This window comes from Clostridium sp. KNHs214 (assembly GCF_000744935.1).
In the GTDB taxonomy this organism is placed as follows: Bacteria; Bacillota; Clostridia; order Clostridiales; family Clostridiaceae; genus Haloimpatiens.
Genome location: NZ_JQMW01000011.1, coordinates 915,736 through 934,443 on the forward strand (window position 1 = coordinate 915,736; position 18,708 = coordinate 934,443).

Consider the following 18,708-nt stretch of genomic DNA (forward strand, 5'->3'; position numbering starts at 1 on the left):
TTCTTGTCCTTCGGGGTGTGGCGCAGATGGGAGCGCGCGTGGTTTGGGACCATGAGGTCGCAGGTTCAATCCCTGTCACCCCGACCAAAATCCTGTGTATTGTACACAGGATTTTTTATTATATCATAAATTATTTATTTGAATGTGCCTAAGCAATACTAATGGTTTGAGCTACCTATAGCTTTATACCAAATCAAGTTTACAGTTTTCATAAAAACCTATTTTCAAATTTCAGAAAGAGGTGATTACTTTGTTAAAAGACATAAAAGCTGCTATATTTGACATGGACGGAACTTTAATAGATTCTATGTGGATTTGGTCTAAAATTGATCAAGAGTACTTAAAGAAAAGAGGTCTCCCTGTGCCAAAAGACTTAAAAGCCTCTATAGAACATTTAACTTTTGAAGAAGCAGCCACTTATTTTAAAAATAAATTTAATATTGAAGACTCCATAGACCAAATAATGGACGAATGGAACAAAATGGCTTATGATGAATATATGTTTAACGTAACCCTTAAGCCTGGTGCAAAAGAATATTTAGAAGCTTTAAAAGCTATGAACATTAAAATTGGACTAGCTACTAGTAATAATAGAATTCTTTTAGAAGCTGCATTGAAGAAAAATCATATATACCATTTTTTTGATGCCATATGTACCACAGATGAAGTAAGCAGGGGCAAACAATTTCCAGATATATACCTTTTAACCGCTAGCAGACTCCAGATAGCTCCAGAGCACTGTATAGTTTTTGAAGATATATTACCCGCTGTTCAAGGAGCTAAATCTGCTGGGATGAAAGTTGTAGCTATACATGATTCTTTTTCTGAAAATCAAAAGGAAATGTTAATTAAAGAAGCTGACAAATATATACACACCTATGAAGAATTACTAAAAGTTGTCTAATATAACCTATAATATAACCTCTCTTACACATTTTAAAATATAAGGGTGGTTATATTTATTATATTAATCAAATAAATATAATAAAGAATCCTTTATTAGGGGGAGTTTTTTTGGTTTTTCTTTTCTTAATGCTACTAATATCTTTAGGAGGCAATGCCTATACTATATTTACATTTTCGAAGAAGAATGATATTTTAAAAAAACAGCTAATTCTACTTTCAAGGCAAAACGATGCTTTGAGAAGCAAACTAACTGAATTATATCCCAAAAGACCTATAAATATATCTTATACCATTCCTAAATACAAGTGGGGAGTTATACAAAAGGGAGCTACATTGTACATCTCCCCATTAGAAAGTTCTCTAGAAATTATCACTTTTAAAGAAGATACTAAAGTATATATATTGGATGGAGCTAAAGTGGATTCGGAAAATTGGTTTTATATATGTTTAGATGCATCAGATTCTACCACCACCAAAGGTTGGATTAAAGAAAACTATATATCATTAGTTAATGAAGACCTTTCAAGTAATATATACAATGGAACACTTTAAAATAAAGATTTTTCACATATCAACGCAAATAAAAATCTGCTTTTAAAGCAGATTTTTATTTACTTTTATATAGCCCATTATGTATATATCCTTTTCCATATTCTGGAACCATACCGATTATATCCTTGCTACAGCAATATTTAAGATCCTCTTGTAAACCTAATTCTTTAAGTCTATTATAATGCTTCGCCTCTTTAATGAAATCTATAACATTATTATTACGCTGATATATATAATGGGCTGTTTTAGCTATATCTGTCATCTCTACCTCAACACAATCCCTTATACACTGTATTATATATCCCCCACATATAAAGTCATCCATAGAGAACTCACCAGCAGTTCCAGAATTAACTATAACCAAATCATTGTTTATCTCTAGAACTCTTTTAGCTACCGCTTTAGCATTTAACATTGCACCTATTAAAATATTATTTGCATGTATACATGCATTTATAGCCCTAGTACCATTGCTAGTAGTCATAACTAGCACTTTATCTTTTGCAACATCCTTTTTGTAATCCAACGGAGAATTAGAAAAATCGAATCCATCTATTTTAACAGCATTTCTTTCTCCTCCAAGTATGCATGGCTCTTTACTATTCTTAGCTATCTTTTTAGCTTCTTCTACTGTAAGTACTGGAATGACCTTCTTACATCCATTATTAAGTGCTGTAGTTATAACAGATGTAGCTCTTAACATATCTATTACCACCACTGTTTTTCCTTTTATTTTTTCTTCCTTTATATCATTAGCAGATATTATTACATCTATTTTCATTAGTAAATCCCCCACTTCTATTTTAATAATTTATACCTTGATATATTTTTCTATCTTCTAAAGCTTTATCTATTCCATTTAAAACTTCCCACTTTTTAAGACTCCACATAGGGCCTATAAGTAAATTCCTAGGCGCATCACCAGTAAGTCTATGTATTACCATATCCGGTGGCAATATGGTAATAGCCTCACAAATTAAATCTATATATTCCTCTTTTTCTAAAAATATTAGTTTGCCCTGTTCATATAGTTTAACTAAAGGAGTATTCTTCATAAGATGAAGAAGATGAATTTTTATTCCCTGCACATCACAATTTGAAACGTACTTTATGGTATTTAACATATCATCTTTAGTTTCTCCTGGAAGTCCAAATATGGTGTGTACAACCACATCTATATTTCTTTTTCTTAAATTGCAAACAGCTTCCTTAAAAACCTCTAATCTGTAACCTCTATTTATTAATTTAGAAGTGTTCTCATTAGAAGTCTGTAACCCTAGCTCCACCCATGTATAAACTTTTTTAGAAAACTCCTCTAGTAATGAAAGCACCTCTTCACCTAAACAATCAGGTCTAGTGGCTATAGCTAATCCTACAACACCTTCCATCCCTATGGCTTCTTCATACTTTTTCCTAAGTACATTCACAGGCGCATATGTGTTAGTATACGACTGAAAGTATGCTATATATCTACCGTTCTTCCACTTATTATTCATCATATTTTTTATATCTGCAAATTGATCACTAATGGAAATTTTTCTGTTTCCTGCAAAGTCTCCAGATCCTCTTTCACTACAATATATACAGCCTTTAGTACCAATAGTACCATCTCTGTTGGGACATGAAAAACCTGCATCTAATGATATTTTAAATACCTTTTCACCAAATTTCTCTCTTAAAAAATAATTTAAGCTGTGATATCTTTTGTCTCCCCAAATCATGTTTTTCTTCCTTCCTAAATTCTATCAATTTTAAAATCCTTAAGATTTAATTTCCAATTTCCTATTAAATCTTTGTATTGTCCTTCCAAATTACCCTTGGGTAAAACTTGAAAATTTGCATTTTCTTTGTCAAAATAAGAAAACTGAATATCTACTTTATCTATAGGAAAACTATCTTCAAATTTTACTGGAATAACTTTACCACTATCACTTTCATAAATTCTAATACATTTTGTACCGTTGGCTTTAGCATATTGAATCAAAATAAATTTTTCGTCCTGCGAAAAAACCATGTAATCCACAGTAGCATCCTTTATTATATCTAAATTAATTATTTCTTTTCCTATAGGTTTTTCCTTAACACCTTTAATTTTATCATTATCTGATTGTTTTTCTCCACCTTCCGCACCCTTATCACCATTCTTGCTATTGCCTTGAACAGCTAAAGTTTCATCTATCAATATGGAAGCTGCATAAGCATCCTCAGCTTTAGTGGATACCAAAACCTTTGTACCATCAAAAGATATACTGGTATCATTAAAAATTTTACTTGGAACTTCCTGCTTATACATGCTGAGTTTATCCTCCTTGGGAAATGCAGATTTAGGCAGTTTTTCAATATCTATAACCAAATTAGTTTCAACATTACTTTTGTCCCTTATTCTAACTTCATCTCCATCTGAAAATACTTCTTTTTGTGGAGTTATATTTACCTCTCCTATTTTATATCCATCTTTCTCTTTTATCACAGAAATCCTATACTCATCCAAACTAGTATAAGCGTTTTTTTCCCTAGTACTAATAGCTTTAACTTTGAAAATAGAGCTTTTTTCCATTTCAGATACATCTTCTATCCTATACCCTCTTACAATTATATCACTTTTTTTATAATTTCCCTGCTCTTTTATCATATCCTCAGTGTACAATTTTTTAACCCCATCATAATCTTTCATAATGAGTCCTCTCATATACCTATCCACTAAGTTAGAAGCTGCATTTGTATCAATCTTCTTATTTTGCTCTTGTGTGTTTAATTCTTTATTCTTGCATCCAACAATTGTAATACAAAGAAAACATAAAATTCCTATTATAATTAAAAATCTTTTTTTCACATATATCACTCCTAATTCAAATAAGATATATTAATGTTCTATTTTAGTTTCCCAAATAAACATAATTTTAATTTATTAAATCATTATTTTAATATAAATAATTAGGTACATGAAAAGAAATAACAATTCAAAGATGCTAGTATATTTTGTGTCAGACAAGGAAGTAGGTTCCGCCTTTGGTAAGACTGTCGATGGGTTCTGCTGACACAGTATGACGCAAAATAGACTAGCATACTGACTTATTATTTATTTGAATGTGCCTTACTTGGAGGGATTTAGTTGAAAAAAAAATTTGCATTAATTTTTCAAATAGCAGCTGTTTTTATCGGTACCATAGTTGGAGCAGGTTTAGCTTCTGGTCAAGAAATCACTCAATTTTTCACTACATACGGATACAAAAGTTTTTTAGGAATTATTTTCTGCTTCATAATTTACTCTTTTATGAGTAATGTAATAATAAAAATAAGCGTAAAATATAACCTTTCATCCTACAACGAATTAATAAGTCTAGTAATGCCAAGTCATATTGGAAAATTTACTGATTTATTCACAGGATTTTTCATGATAAGTAGCTCAGCTATAATACTAGCTGGAAGTGGCGCACTATTTCATCAATACTTTAAAATTTCACCTTGGATAGGTATGGGCTTGATGATTCTCATATCCATAATCACTCTTATGAAAGACACCCAAGGTCTTATTACCATAAATTCCTTTATAGTGCCATCACTAATAACAGTTATTATAACTATATTTTGCTTATACCTTATTTTTCACCAAGACATTTTTAATATTCAATATATAAAAGCTATAGAAACCTATAAAAAGCCTTGGCTAGTGTCCGCTCTACTATACGGAGGATTTAATATACTTTGTTGCACTGGTGTTTTAGTTCCCTTAAGCAGTGAAGTTAAAGAAACTAAGTCTCTATGTATTGGTTGTACTTTAGGTGCTGCAGCCTTGACCCTTTTATGTTTTATGATAAATTTAATGCTTCTTTTAAATATTCCATATATTTTTCAATACGATATACCACTTTTATACATTGCATATCCTTTTGGAAAGGGATTACAGCTAGTTTTACTTATAATAATATTTTTTGAAATGTTCTCAACAGAAGTATCTGATATATATAGTGTAGCAAAAACTTTAAAATTTAAATTTAATATTCCATATAAAGCAGCTGTATTACTAATATTATGTATAACTGTACCTATGGCAAGAGTAGGCTTTAAAAACTTAATTACTTTTTTATATCCTGCCTTTGGTGCCTTAAGCCTGATCTTTACAATATATTGTATAAGGTTTTATAGGAAAAACATTTAAATTTTTATATTAATCCTTATGCTCCATTGAACAAATGTTCTTTTAATATAACAATGTAAAATCTAAAATGGTCAATTGTTAATTATCATTTTAAATTGAAATTACACAGGGATTTTTTTAATTTATATTTTTTTAAAAAACTCTTCAATTGCTTATAAAACTAAAATTTACATGCTATAATTACAAAGTACAATAGTAAGTTTAAACTTTCTTTATTATGAGGTGTTTTAGTATGATAAATTTACTTAAAAATTGTAAACTTTGTCCAAGAAATTGTGATGTAAATAGATTAGAGGGGCAATTAGGATTTTGTAAAAGTAGTGAAAATATTAAATTAGCTAAAGTTTCTCTGCACCCCTGGGAGGAACCCTGTGTATCTGGGAAAAACGGCTCTGGTACGGTATTCTTTTCTAACTGTAATTTGAGATGCGTCTTTTGCCAAAATCACAACATAAGCCAAGAATCCAAAGGGAAAGAAGTGTCTATAAATAGGTTAAGTAGCATATTTTTAGAACAACAAAAAAAAGGAGCACACAATATAAATCTAGTAACTCCAACTCAATATGTTCCTCAAATAATAGAAGCACTTAAAATGGCCAAAACTAATGGTCTCACTATACCTATACTTTATAATTCTAATGGATATGAAAACATAGAAACCATAGAATCCCTAAAAGGGTATATAGATGTATATTTGCCGGATCTTAAATATTTCAATGACAAATATGCCATAAAATACTCCTGTGCAAAAGACTATTTTTCTAAGGCTTCAAAAGCCATTGAACATATGGTAGCTCAAGTTGGGAAAACTAAATTAGATGGCGAAGGGCTTATTAAAAAAGGCGTCATCATAAGACATCTAATGCTACCTGGACTTTTATTTGATTCAAAAAAGATAATAGATTATATATATGCTACTTTTGGAGATGATGTTTATATCAGTCTCATGAATCAATATACCCCCATGTTTAATGCCTGCAAATACACTGAAATAAATAAACCTTTAAATCCTAAGCATTACGATGCCTTAATAGATTACTGCTTAGAATTAGGCATTACCAAAGCATTTATTCAAGGTGAAGGAACCTCCACACCAGAATTCACTCCAGACTTTGATTTGTCGGGAATATAAAAAATATATTGTAACACAGTACATTGAAGAAAAATCTGATTTTAATTCCGTAATAAATGTGTAATTTGGGACTGTTCACAATACGCCAAGAACTTCTAAATGCCCCACAGTTAAAGCCCCTAAAGCTTTCAAACTCACTCGTTCCTCGTTCAAACATGAAAGCTTCTTAACGGGTCTTTAACTGTGAGGCATAAGAAGTTCTAAGGCTAGTTCAATAGTCCCCAATTCCACATTTATTACTACATTAAAATCAGATTTTTAGTTTAATATATTTATGATTGGAGAGGAGAAGCCTACTAAAGGATGATTTTCCTCCGCTACGCTATGGAAAATCTTTAATTTATAAGATAAATAAAAAGGCGCACATAATCTTTTTTAGACGTAGCCTTTCGTTTATCCCTAATCCTTAGTTACTAATACTTTTCTGATTAATTGTGAGATATAATTATTAACTTTGATTATATACTAGTGAATAATTTATTATGAAACTACAATGATAGGTAATAGTTAATATACTTTGCCATAAGGCTAAGGTTTGTATAAACCTTAAATTTGTAGGGTAGACCAGGTACGAGGTAATAAGTAAGAAGTAATAGTTAAGGATAAAACTCAAAGAGTTTTTTATAATTAATTTATGAATAAGTAACAAGAGAACAACTAGTAAAAGTGAGAGCTCTTGAAAAAGTTCAGCTTTGCTGAATTTTCACCATAACTCTTACTTCTTAGTTATTACCTATTACTTATCTACAAATTCTTAATTTATCTAACAATTAAAGTTATATATTCTTATATATAAATCCTAATGATACCTATGTATTTAGGCTGGCTACCGCCAATAAAAGATTTTAAAGCGCATAAAATAAAAGATATAACTACTTCATTTAATGAAACAGTTATATCTTTTCCCACTATCCCATTTATTTAATTAAAGATTTTCCATAACATAGTGGAGGAAAATCTTCCTTACCTAGCACTCTAGCCCACTATAAATTGTGCCTATCGAGCCATCTTAATACGTTCTCTATTACTTCCTCTCTATTAATTTCATTGAGCATCTCGTGTCTTCCATCTTTATAAAGCTTATATTCTAAATCCTTTATTCCTAAGCTTTTATATGTGTTAACTAAATTCATAACGCCTTTTCCCGCCTTACCCACAGGATCTTTATCACCTGAAAAAATGTATATAGGCAGATCTTTTGGTACTTTTATAATTTCACTTTTACGTTGAATAAGCTTTAATCCATTTATAAAATCGTAAAAAAATCCGGCAGTAAATATTCCACCACAATATTCATCAGCTACATATTTGTCTACTTCTTTTTCATCCCTGCTCAACCAGTCAAATTCAGTTCTATTGGGTTTAAAATCTTTATTGTACCCTCCAAAGGACAAATCATTTAACTTCTTACTTTTATTACTTCTGCCTATTTTCCTAGTTTCTCTTTTTGCAATCCATGCTCCCACATCTAATATTAATCCTTGCTTTCCACAGCTACCAGAAAGTATAGCTCCATTTATTTCTTCACTGTATAACTGTATATATCTTTGAGTTAAAAAGGAGCCCATACTATGACCTAAAATAAATATAGGTAAATCTTTATGTTGTTTTTTTATATAATCTGTTATTTGATGCATATCATCAACCATATTATTAAAACCATTTTCACCTAAGTCCCCTACTTTATCCACACACTGGGCAGTTTTGCCATGACCTCTATGGTCATTTGCATAGACGATATATCCTGCTTCCGTTAATTTATTTGCAAATCTTTTATATCTCTCTGCAGTTTCCGCCATGCCATGAGCTATTTGAACAACTCCTGCAGGCTTTATATCTTCTTCTGGAAACCAATTGTATATAAAAATATTTAATCCTTTTTTCTCTTTGAAATTAAAAATTTTTTCTCTCATATAATAATCTCCCCTTTAATTTGCAAAATCTTACCCTATATCACCAATATTTCCGTCGCCTTGATACTTTAATTACTCAACTTTCATGCATAGTTCTAGAGTCTATATTAGATAATCCTTATAATGCAAAGAATAAATATAAACAGAGCTCTTAGCTTCAGATAGAGTTTTTACTCCATCTGAAGGTTAGAGATCGTTATCCAGGGACGTAGCTGCCGTTATCTCCCACTTTGTTAGAAGTGGGAGTGTTACGGCAGGTAGTCATCGGATAAATTAATGTTGATTTTTACCTATCCCTTGCCCATCCCCTAGATCTTTCTACTGCATCATGCCAATCCTTTAATAACTTTTCTCTTCTTTTCTCAATCATAACGGGATTAAATATCTTAGATACAGCCCAATTAGTAGATATATCTTCTTTATCCTGCCAATATCCTGTAGCTAAGCCTGCCAAATAAGCCGCTCCTAAAGCTGTGGTTTCCGTAACCATAGGCCTGTGTACTGACACATCTAATATGTCTGACTGAAATTGCATTAAGAAGTTATTTGCACAAGCTCCTCCATCCACTTTCAGTTCTTTAAGTTTTATACCTGAATCCTCTTGCATAGCTTTTAAAATATCATAGGTTTGATACGCTATAGATTCCAATGTAGCTCTTATGAAATGTTCTTTTCTAGTGCCTCTAGTAAGTCCAACTACAGTACCTCTAGCATAGGGATCCCAATAAGGAGCTCCTAAGCCTACAAAAGCAGGAACTAAATATACTCCATCTGTATCCTCCACAGCTAAGGCATATTCTTCTGAGTCTCCAGCATTTTTAAGCATTCTCATTTCATCCCTTAGCCATTGAATAGATGCTCCTCCCATAAATATGCTTCCTTCTAAAGCATAATTCACCTTTCCATCTACTCCCCAAGCTATAGTTGTAAGAAGTCCTTTTTGAGAAGCAACAGCTTTTTCCCCTGTATTCATAAGCATAAAACATCCAGTGCCATAGGTATTCTTTGCTGCTCCCTCTTCATAACAAGTTTGTCCAAATAAAGCTGCCTGTTGGTCTCCTGCATCTCCTGATATCTTTATAGGCATTCCAAAGAGTACTTCATCTGTTTCTCCATAGACATAACTAGATGGTTTTACTTCTGGCAGCATTGACTCTGGAATATCAAATTCTCTTAACAAATCTTCATCCCATTTTAATTCATGAATATTAAATAACATAGTTCTAGAAGCATTAGAATAATCCGTTACGTGAATCCTGCCTTTAGTTAAATTCCATATAAGCCATGTGTCTATATTTCCAAATAGAAGGTTACCTCTTTCAGCTTCCTTTCTTAATCCAGGTACATTATCTAGTATCCATTTTATTTTAGTGGCAGAAAAATACGCATCTAAAACCAATCCTGTTTTATTTCTTATGACTTTATCCATGCCTTTTTTTCTAAGTTCATCACAGATATCTGCAGTTCTTCTACATTGCCACACAATAGCATTATATACGGGAAGTCCTGTCCTCTTATCCCACACAATAGTAGTTTCTCTTTGATTTGTTATGCCTATGGCTTCTATATCTTTAGCTGATACATTTATGGTAAACATAGCTTCTGTAGCTACACTAAATTGAGTAGCCCAAATTTCCATAGGATTATGTTCCACCCAGCCTGACTTAGGATAAATCTGATTAAATTCCTTTTGAGCCATACTCACTATTTCGCCTTTTTTATTGAACAATATGCATCTTGAACTGGTAGTTCCCTGATCAAGCGCCATTATTAATTTCTCCATAATAAATCCTCCATATAGAAATTGTTGTCCCGTAACATAGCTACTATTAGCTTGCCTATCTTTGTTTTATAGAAAATACGAGTGCTACGGTAATCTTAATATAAACGTTTGCATAAATTAAATTACTATTTTGTTTTTATATATTCAATAATATTATAATACTATCCTTTAATTAATTAAAAGATATTAGATGATTATCCCACAATAAGTATTACATTGCTTGAATTATGAAATTTCTCTGGAATGACTTGCATAAGAAGCGAAGGAACTATTTAAATTAAATTTATTGTTCCTAGCTCTTATGCAAGTCATGGAGGAGAAATTTCATAATTCCATTACATTCTACCTTATTGTGGGTTAATCATTACATAATTCAACTTTCGCAGTTATATAATAAATGTAAAATTTTAAATTAGCTTATCCACCTGTTTTGTAGCTATTATATTAACGCCAGTATCTGCTACATTTTTTAATACTATGTCTCCTATTTTTATTGGTGCTTTTACTACCAACCCTCTTAATTCATCTATACACTGAAAAATCTTATCCTTTGGTATATCATTTTCTGTTTTTACAGATACCACATCTATCACTCCACCTTCTATCTTTACAGAAGATGTGACTATTCTAGTAGGATTGGTACACTCCTTTTCCGCATAAGTCTTACCCTTAGGACAAGTATTTCCTTTCACATCTACCACTTCACCATTTTCTACTTTAACCTCCAAGGAGCATCCCATAGGACAACCTATACAAGTTAATTCTTTAACATCACTCATACTAAAGTATTCTCCCTTCCTTCCATTACTACAACTAATACAACACTTCAACTACTGCAAATTAGTGAGTAATAATTTATAATCAATATCTATTTTTCCACCATTACCCTTATCTTTTTGCAACTAGGATATTTATTAAACATATTCTTATTAAGTTTTACCGTTTCCATTTCTCCTGGAGTAAGTATTCTCTTCTTCCTATAAATCTCCCTTGAATCATCAAAATAAACTGACACATAGCTATTATTAAAAACTTCTCCCACTCTAAATCTAATATCTATTTCCTTTTCTATATTATTGGAATTTATTTTCTTTGGAACAGTATATCTAACTCCTCCTTCAGCTACTATGTCTATGCCCTCTTGTCCATACTCTTTTCCCTTTACATAATTAGCAGCACTCTTTCCTGCATTTATGCTTTCTATAGTAACGTTGTCCACTAAGTCATGTACATGAAGAACATTTCCACAGGCAAATATTCCATCTATATTAGTTTGGAAACTTTCATTAACCTGTGGCCCTCCAGTAATCCCTGATAATTCTACATTAGCTTTAGTAGACAACTCATTTTCCGGTAAAAGTCCTACAGATAAAAGCAATGTATCGCAAGGTATATACTCCTCTGTTTCCTTTATGGGTTTTCTGTTTTCATCTACCTTTGCTATATTTACCCCTTCTAATCTATCTTTTCCCTTTATATTCACCACTGTGTGTGAAAATTTAAGAGGTATATTAAAGTCATCTAGACACTGTACTATATTTCTCTTAAGTCCACTAGAATAAGGCATCAGTTCTACCACTGCTTTAACTTTAGCTCCCTCTAAAGTCATTCTTCTAGCCATTATAAGTCCTATATCACCAGAACCAAGTATAACTATTTCTTTTCCTGGCATTACTCCCTCTATATTTACAAATTTCTGAGCAGCTCCTGCAGAATATATTCCGGCACATCTGCTTCCAGGTATATTTATAGCTCCTCTTGGTCTTTCTCTGCATCCCATAGCCAAGATAACTGCTTTAGCCTTAATTTCTAATAATCCATCAGAAGAATTTACTACTGTTAAAATCTTTTCCTCATTTATATCTATAACCATGCTATTTAATATATATGGTATCTTTAATTCATTCACCTGGTCTATAAATCTTTGAGCATACTCTGGTCCTGTTAACTCTTCCTTAAAAGTATGAAGTCCAAAACCATTGTGTATACACTGATTAAGTATTCCCCCTAAGCAGTTATCTCTTTCTATCATAATAATATCATCTATTCCCTGTTCCTTTGCCGCTATAGCTGCTGCAAGCCCTGCTGGACCTCCCCCTATTATTGCTATATCATAATTTTTCATGCTTTAACCTCCAAATTTACTTAATTAACTACATTTAAACATTTTAAATGAAACCTACTAAGTCAAATGTGTATGAGAAGTTTTTTGAATACCACACTTCATATTTATCTCTTATTTTCACTCAATAATATATTAGATTTACTTCCAAATTTAGTTACATCCATTCTAGACATATTTAGTTCTCTAGCCAATATATCCACTACCTTAGTAGAACAAAATCCTGATTGACATCTTCCCATACCAGCTCTAGTTCTTCTTTTAACTCCATCTAAGTCTCTAGCTCCCATAGGTCTTCTTATGGCTTCCACTATCTCGCCTTCTGTAACTAATTCACATCTACATATTACATTTCCGTACAATGGATTTGTTTTTATAATTTCTTTTCTCTCCTCATTAGACATTTCTCTAAATTTAGGTATCCCTTTTCTTATAGGATTAAATTTGTGATTTTTATCTGGATTTAACTTATCTATAACTATATTCTCAATCATCTCGGCTATGGCTGGAGCAGATGATAACCCTGGTGATTCAATACCTGCAGCATTTATAAAATTCTCCACATCTTCAGCTTCTCCAATTATAAAATCATCTTCTGTGCTATGAGCTCTTAATCCCGCAAAGGATGTTATTATACTTCTCATAGGAATACTTTTTAACGTAAACTTAGCTTTTTCCAATATTTCTTCTAAACCTTTACCAGTGGTATTCAAATCCCCTTTACTCTCTATATCTATAGCATTAGGCCCTATTAATAAATTTCCATCCACCGTTGGAGTTACTAAAACACCTTTACCCATTTTAGTTGGTAATTGAAATATAGTTTTTTTTACAGTTTTTCCAGATATTTTATCAAATAAGCAATATTCTCCTTTTCTAGCTATTATATTTATTTTATTTTCACTGACCATATTGTTTATGCTATCTGCATTTACCCCGGCAGCATTTATTATTAGCCTTCCTCTAATATCTTCTAAATTAGTTTTTACTATAAAATTATCTTTCTCCTTAACTACATCTAGAACTTCACAATTAAACTTAAAATCCACCCCATTTATAAAAGCATTCTCTGCTAAAGCTATGGTCATTTCGTAAGGACAAACTATACCTCCTGTGGGGGCATATAGAGCCGCTACAATATTAGAATTTAAATTAGGCTCCATAGCCATAAGTTCATTCTTTTCTAATATCTTAAGTCCAGAAATGCCATTTTGCTCTCCTCTTTCCTTAAGTTCTTGAAGCTTATATAAATCATCCTTATTAAAACAAACTACCAGAGATCCATTTCTTTTAAAAGGAAAATCTAACTCCTTAGAAAGCCTATCAAACATTACGTTACCTTTTTTATTCAATACTGCTTTTAAAGAACCTGGCTTAGCATCATGTCCAGCATGTACTATAGCACTATTAGCCTTAGTGGTTCCTACCGCCACATCAGAACCTTTTTCCAAAACACAAATATTTAAACTATATTTCGAAAGTTCTCTAGCCACACTACATCCTATAACACCTGCACCTATAACAATAACATCAAACATATTAATCCTCCTTAATCTCAAAAAAGCAAAAAAACCACCATCTATAAAGAGGGTCTCCCTTTATAAACGTGGCTTTTTTCTCTCACTCTCGCCGTATATTTCATTATGAAATTATTATACTTTAATATAAATACCTTTGTCAACGTACCTAAGACTCTACATGTACCATATTTCTTCCTTACTGGTAGAAATAGCAATTGCTCCTGCCTTTAGACTTCCTATTACATCTTCTTTATCAGCTATTAATCCTCCAGTTATTACTGGTACATTAATTTCTTTTCTAACCTTCTCTGTTATTTTATTCATTACTCCAGGCAATATTTCCACTGCATCTGGTTTTATAGACTTAGCAGTGGCTATTCCGCTGCTTAAAGATAAATTATCTAATATAAACAACCTTTGAATAGCAAATAAATCCATCTCTTTTGCAACTTTTATTATACTCGCCTTTGTGCTTATTATTCCGTGGGGATTTATCTTCTCTTTTATATATCTTAAAGCGTACTCATCTCTTCCGAAACCTTCCATAAGATCTACATGTATATAGACGCTTTTTTCTGCCTTTTTTACCTTTTGAACTATCTTATCTAAGTTAATAATATTACCTTTAAGTAAAAATATTATTTCACAGGGAGATTGTATTGCATTATCTAACTTTCCTAGATTGTTTACTGCTGCTATTATAGGGCTAATCTGTAATTTCGTATAAAACTCATTTTTCAAAAAACTCACTCCCATTATGTATTAAATATATTACAAATCCCTAATTCCCAATCTCCAGTAATCAAAGGAATCCTATTTATAATAACTTCATACTTAATAAAACCATAGCTATCTAAATAGCAATAACTAACATGTATTAGGAATTAGAGATTTATAACATTTAAATTTTATATTTTACTAATTCGCCTTTAAATATTTGAGTAATCTTTTGGAATTTATCTATATTATCAACTAACTTTCTTAGCTCATTTGTATAGCTATTTACGCTAGCACTTACTTCTTCTGAGGAAGCTGAATTTTCCTCTGCAATAGCTGCTAAAGATTCTATATTTTCGTATATACTAGCTATGGAATTCGCCTCTTTATTTAATTCATCTATAGTTTTTATCATAGATGAAGATACTGTTTGTATTGATTTATTAGCTTCATAACTAATTTCCTTAACCATTTCTAAGCTATTTGTTTCACTCTCTAGTACATCGTATTGATTTCCTATACTATTTACTAAATCCTTTATGTCTCCTACAAATTCAACTAAGTTTGAATTTATATCTTCTACAGCAGTTTTAGTTTGTTCTGCCAGCTTTCTAACCTCTTCTGCTACCACGGCAAAGCCTCTCCCTTGCTCTCCCGCTCTAGCTGCTTCTATAGAAGCATTTAATGCTAAAAGATTGGTTTGTTCAGATATTTGAGATACTATTAAAACTATATCAGTTATATCATTAGCTCTTCCTTGTAAATTCAAACCCTTATTCTTTACTCCTTGGAATTTTTCTAGCGTGTCTAATATATTAGTACTGGTCTTTTGCACATTCTCATAACTGTTGTTTATCTTTTCAATAGCTTTTTCTAGTTCTTCTTTATTTATATTTTCATTATCTACTATACGCTTTAGCATTTGCACGTTGTCGTTTAATGCCAGCGCAGTTCCCTCTGTATTTTGTGCCTGACTCACTGCTCCATTGGCTACTTGTTCCACAACTCCAGCTATCTCATCAGAAGTAACTTTCATGGTGTCAGATATAGTGTTTATATTATTCACAAAGTTATTCATTTCGTCTGTAACACCTTTAAATTCAACAAAATCAGCTTTTATAACTTCTTTATAGCCTTTTAGCAATTTAAATATATCTTGGAAAAAATCATCTGTTTCTATATCAGAGTCCTCATTGTAATTATGACTATTAATTTGCTTTATAGTTTCCTCAATCATATTTTTAGGTCTTATAAGCAGATAAGTACCTATGCTTGCCGCTACAGAAGAAATTAAAGAAATTATTAGTCCCTTTAAAATATTATTAGCCCCTAAAATAGGTATCGTTCCAATGAATGATATTAAAAATGTAAATACAGCAACCTTAATTTCTAATTTTTTTATAAAACCTAAGGATAATATCTTATTAAATCTATATACCTTTTTATAATAAATATCTTCATTAAAAGTAAGCTTTAACTTTAGGAAATCCTCTCGTCTCTCTAATTCATCAATGTGTATTTCCTCTTTAAAAAAATTACAACTTCCTTGTATTAAACCAAGAAAATAATCAAACATGCCCCTATTAGAACTATATGTAAATATAGCTTGTCTACTAGATATTGGATTTATGTTTAGTATAGGCGGCTTAGCGCCTTTAAATTTTTTAGTCATTACCACATGTACATTAAACATGGACTTAAAAAATGAATACATATTTTCATGTTGGAAAAAAGCTGGAAAATCCTCATGGAATGACATTATGTTACTCTTGCCTATTTCCATCCAAAGTTTTTTACTATCCAATCCTGCACCAGAAGCTATATCTTCTATAACCCTCTTTATTCTAGAATCCTCCACATCTTCTAATGGAGAAAATATTCTACTAGTTTCCCACCCAGCAGACTCCATAGCTCTGTCTACAATTTCATCATTATATAATTTTCTACACGTTTTTAACCAAGTTGCTACTACTGTCCCCTTCATGTTACTCCGTTACAAGAAACTCATAGTTTCCCTAACGGTACACCTCCTTTTCTTATAATCTTTTTAGTCGATTGTGAAATTACACAACCGTTGATTTGCCTATCTTTTTAGCCGATAGGCTTTTATATTTTCCTCCACTGTGAGAAAATAAATGTAACCACACAAAATATTATCCACAGAGGAGGAGAATTACATGTTTTGTATTAATAAACTTAAGCAACTTAATATTTTTGAGCAGTTAACCGAACTTAAAGACCTTAGAAAAAAGCAACCTGTAGGCTTCATCAAATTACTTGCTGATAATTTTGATATCCAATCTTTTATTCCAGAATCTTTTACTCAAAAATACTATGCCGATTTAGGCAGAGATAGGAAATATAATCTTTCATCAGTGTTATCTGCTTTAATTCTAATGCAGATATTTCATATTCCTACTACTGTTCTGTTAAATCTTTTTCTTATATTTTCTACTGAAATAAGAGAATTTTGTTGCTTCTATGATGATATTCCTGATGAATCTTTTTTCAGTAGATTTAAAACGGATTTTGAAGGTGATCTTGCCGACTTATTTAATTCAATGGTTCCTCAAGTCATTGATATTTGTAACAATATCAATGAATCTCTTCCTGATGATTCACCTCATAAAAACCGTAATTATCAACTTATATATGATACTTCAGGTTTAAAACCAAGAGTAAAAGAAAATAATCCCAAAACTCTTGTTTCTGAAGTAAATAGGGTAAAATCCTATGCTAAAGCTACCAATAACAAACAGCTCAATCCTTATGCTGTCGCATATAAGAACATGCCTAAATTTGCTTTTGCAAACCATAGTATTAAGCTAGACTTCGTAAATGGACATTTCGGCTATTTTTACAAATTTGGTCTAATTACTAATGGTTGGGGCATTCCGTTGAATATCAAATTTTTTGATGAAGATTTTTATAACCCTATTGATAAAGAATTTGAAACTCCTAAAGAGCAAAAATATTGCTATGATAATGCTTCTTTAAAACCAGTAATTAAGCCATTCTTAGAAACATTAAGTAACACCTCTAACTTTAAATTTAAATATTTCTTAGGTGACTCAGAATTTGATAGTTATGATAACTTTGGTTTTCTTCAACAATGTGGCTTTGAAAAAGTATTTATACCTCTTAACCCTCGTAATCAAAGTAACAGTAAAATAGGTGATCTTGAATATGATATAGAAGGTGTTCCTCTATGTCCTTTAGACAAAACCCCTTTTAAAGCTGAAGGTCCTTGTAAAGGCAAAAATAGAAGCTTAAGATTCAAATTTACTTGTCCCAAAGCCCATAGGGATAAAAAAGGTAAGTGCTATCATACTTGTGAAAATCCATGTACTGATAAAAAAAGTGGTCGTATGACTTATGTTTATCCCAATAAAGACTTTAGACTTTATCCTGGTGTTCAAAGAAATTCTAATGAATGGGACGATGAATATCCTAATCGTGCATGTATTGAACGAACTCTTTCATCGTTAAAATCTAACCCATGCATTGAATCACCAAGAACTTTAAACACCGCAACTATGCGTGCTGACCTGTGCCTAACGGCTATTTCTAAACTCATAAATGTTATACTAGCTTACGCTATAAATAAACCAGAATACATTAGAAGTATAAATAAACTTCTTAAAATAGCTTCATAATTAACATATCCACAAATAAATATCTTTCCACATGCTACGCATACCTTTTTAACAAAAGGCTTTTTGTCGTGTCTTTTTTTGCACGCTTTTAAGCCAAATCTTAAAAATTATCCACAGTTTTTATTTTTCAATTCTACAAGCCACTATTATAATCTTTTATGACATTATATGATTAACTCACAATAAGGTACAATGTAATGGAATTATGAAATTTCTCCTCCATGACTTGCATAAGAGCTTGGAACAAT

The 18,708-nt window shown here is 31.5% G+C and carries 15 protein-coding genes and 1 tRNA gene; 6 read left to right on the forward strand and 10 right to left on the reverse strand.

The window, feature by feature from the left end:
- The first annotated feature begins 11 nt into the window (after positions 1-11).
- From CC89_RS12905 to CC89_RS12915, 3 genes are all read left to right on the forward strand, one after another.
- Positions 12-87 (forward strand) — tRNA-Pro (locus tag CC89_RS12905).
- Between the two features lie 163 nt (positions 88-250).
- On the forward strand, positions 251-904 hold the full coding sequence (locus CC89_RS12910; RefSeq protein ID WP_035292735.1) for an HAD family hydrolase: 654 nt from the start codon (positions 251-253) through the stop codon (positions 902-904).
- 110 nt (positions 905-1,014) lie between these two features.
- The gene (locus tag CC89_RS12915) at positions 1,015-1,458 is read left to right on the forward strand and encodes a hypothetical protein (RefSeq protein ID WP_035292738.1); all 444 of its coding nucleotides are present in this window, start codon (positions 1,015-1,017) and stop codon (positions 1,456-1,458) included.
- A 55-nt stretch (positions 1,459-1,513) separates the two neighbouring features.
- On the opposite strand, the gene CC89_RS12920 is transcribed toward CC89_RS12915, so the two are convergent.
- The 3 genes from CC89_RS12920 to CC89_RS12930 are packed head-to-tail and all read right to left on the reverse strand — an operon-like array spanning position 1,514 to position 4,291.
- Positions 1,514-2,239, reverse strand: a complete 726-nt coding sequence (locus tag CC89_RS12920; protein ID WP_035292741.1) for a 2-phosphosulfolactate phosphatase family protein — start codon at positions 2,237-2,239, stop codon at positions 1,514-1,516.
- Positions 2,240-2,261: 22 nt separating this feature from the next.
- Complete coding sequence (gene mnmL, locus CC89_RS12925) at positions 2,262-3,179, reverse strand: tRNA modification radical SAM protein MnmL/YtqA (protein WP_035292744.1); 918 nt, start codon at positions 3,177-3,179, stop codon at positions 2,262-2,264.
- Between the two features lie 14 nt (positions 3,180-3,193).
- Positions 3,194-4,291, reverse strand: a complete 1,098-nt coding sequence (locus tag CC89_RS12930) for a hypothetical protein (RefSeq protein WP_035292746.1) — start codon at positions 4,289-4,291, stop codon at positions 3,194-3,196.
- Between the two features lie 279 nt (positions 4,292-4,570).
- Between CC89_RS12930 and CC89_RS12935 the strand changes: the two genes are divergently transcribed.
- Together CC89_RS12935 and CC89_RS12940 are read left to right on the forward strand one after the other, a co-directional pair.
- Positions 4,571-5,617, forward strand: a complete 1,047-nt coding sequence (locus CC89_RS12935; RefSeq protein ID WP_035292749.1) for a YkvI family membrane protein — start codon at positions 4,571-4,573, stop codon at positions 5,615-5,617.
- 235 nt (positions 5,618-5,852) lie between these two features.
- Complete coding sequence (locus tag CC89_RS12940; protein WP_035293615.1) at positions 5,853-6,749, forward strand: radical SAM protein; 897 nt, start codon at positions 5,853-5,855, stop codon at positions 6,747-6,749.
- Between the two features lie 983 nt (positions 6,750-7,732).
- On the opposite strand, the gene CC89_RS12945 is transcribed toward CC89_RS12940, so the two are convergent.
- The 7 genes from CC89_RS12945 to CC89_RS12975 form a co-directional block, all read right to left on the reverse strand.
- Positions 7,733-8,662, reverse strand: coding sequence for an alpha/beta hydrolase (locus tag CC89_RS12945; protein WP_035292753.1), 930 nt, complete (start codon positions 8,660-8,662; stop codon positions 7,733-7,735).
- A 286-nt stretch (positions 8,663-8,948) separates the two neighbouring features.
- Positions 8,949-10,445, reverse strand: a complete 1,497-nt coding sequence (gene glpK, locus CC89_RS12950) for a glycerol kinase GlpK (protein ID WP_035292756.1) — start codon at positions 10,443-10,445, stop codon at positions 8,949-8,951.
- Between the two features lie 407 nt (positions 10,446-10,852).
- Positions 10,853-11,224, reverse strand: a complete 372-nt coding sequence (locus CC89_RS12955) for a DUF1667 domain-containing protein (protein ID WP_035292760.1) — start codon at positions 11,222-11,224, stop codon at positions 10,853-10,855.
- 89 nt (positions 11,225-11,313) lie between these two features.
- Positions 11,314-12,570, reverse strand: coding sequence for an NAD(P)/FAD-dependent oxidoreductase (locus CC89_RS12960; protein WP_035292763.1), 1,257 nt, complete (start codon positions 12,568-12,570; stop codon positions 11,314-11,316).
- 104 nt (positions 12,571-12,674) lie between these two features.
- Positions 12,675-14,105 (reverse strand): NAD(P)/FAD-dependent oxidoreductase, encoded by a 1,431-nt coding sequence (locus tag CC89_RS12965; protein ID WP_035292766.1) that lies wholly within the window; start codon positions 14,103-14,105, stop codon positions 12,675-12,677.
- A 156-nt stretch (positions 14,106-14,261) separates the two neighbouring features.
- Positions 14,262-14,828, reverse strand: a complete 567-nt coding sequence (locus tag CC89_RS12970; RefSeq protein WP_035292769.1) for a glycerol-3-phosphate responsive antiterminator — start codon at positions 14,826-14,828, stop codon at positions 14,262-14,264.
- 160 nt (positions 14,829-14,988) lie between these two features.
- Positions 14,989-16,788, reverse strand: coding sequence for a heme NO-binding domain-containing protein (locus CC89_RS12975; protein ID WP_035292772.1), 1,800 nt, complete (start codon positions 16,786-16,788; stop codon positions 14,989-14,991).
- Positions 16,789-16,981: 193 nt separating this feature from the next.
- Between CC89_RS12975 and CC89_RS12980 the strand changes: the two genes are divergently transcribed.
- A complete protein-coding gene (locus CC89_RS12980; protein WP_035289274.1) occupies positions 16,982-18,460 on the forward strand; it encodes a transposase in 1,479 nt (492 codons plus the stop codon).
- Positions 18,461-18,708: the final 248 nt, after the last annotated feature.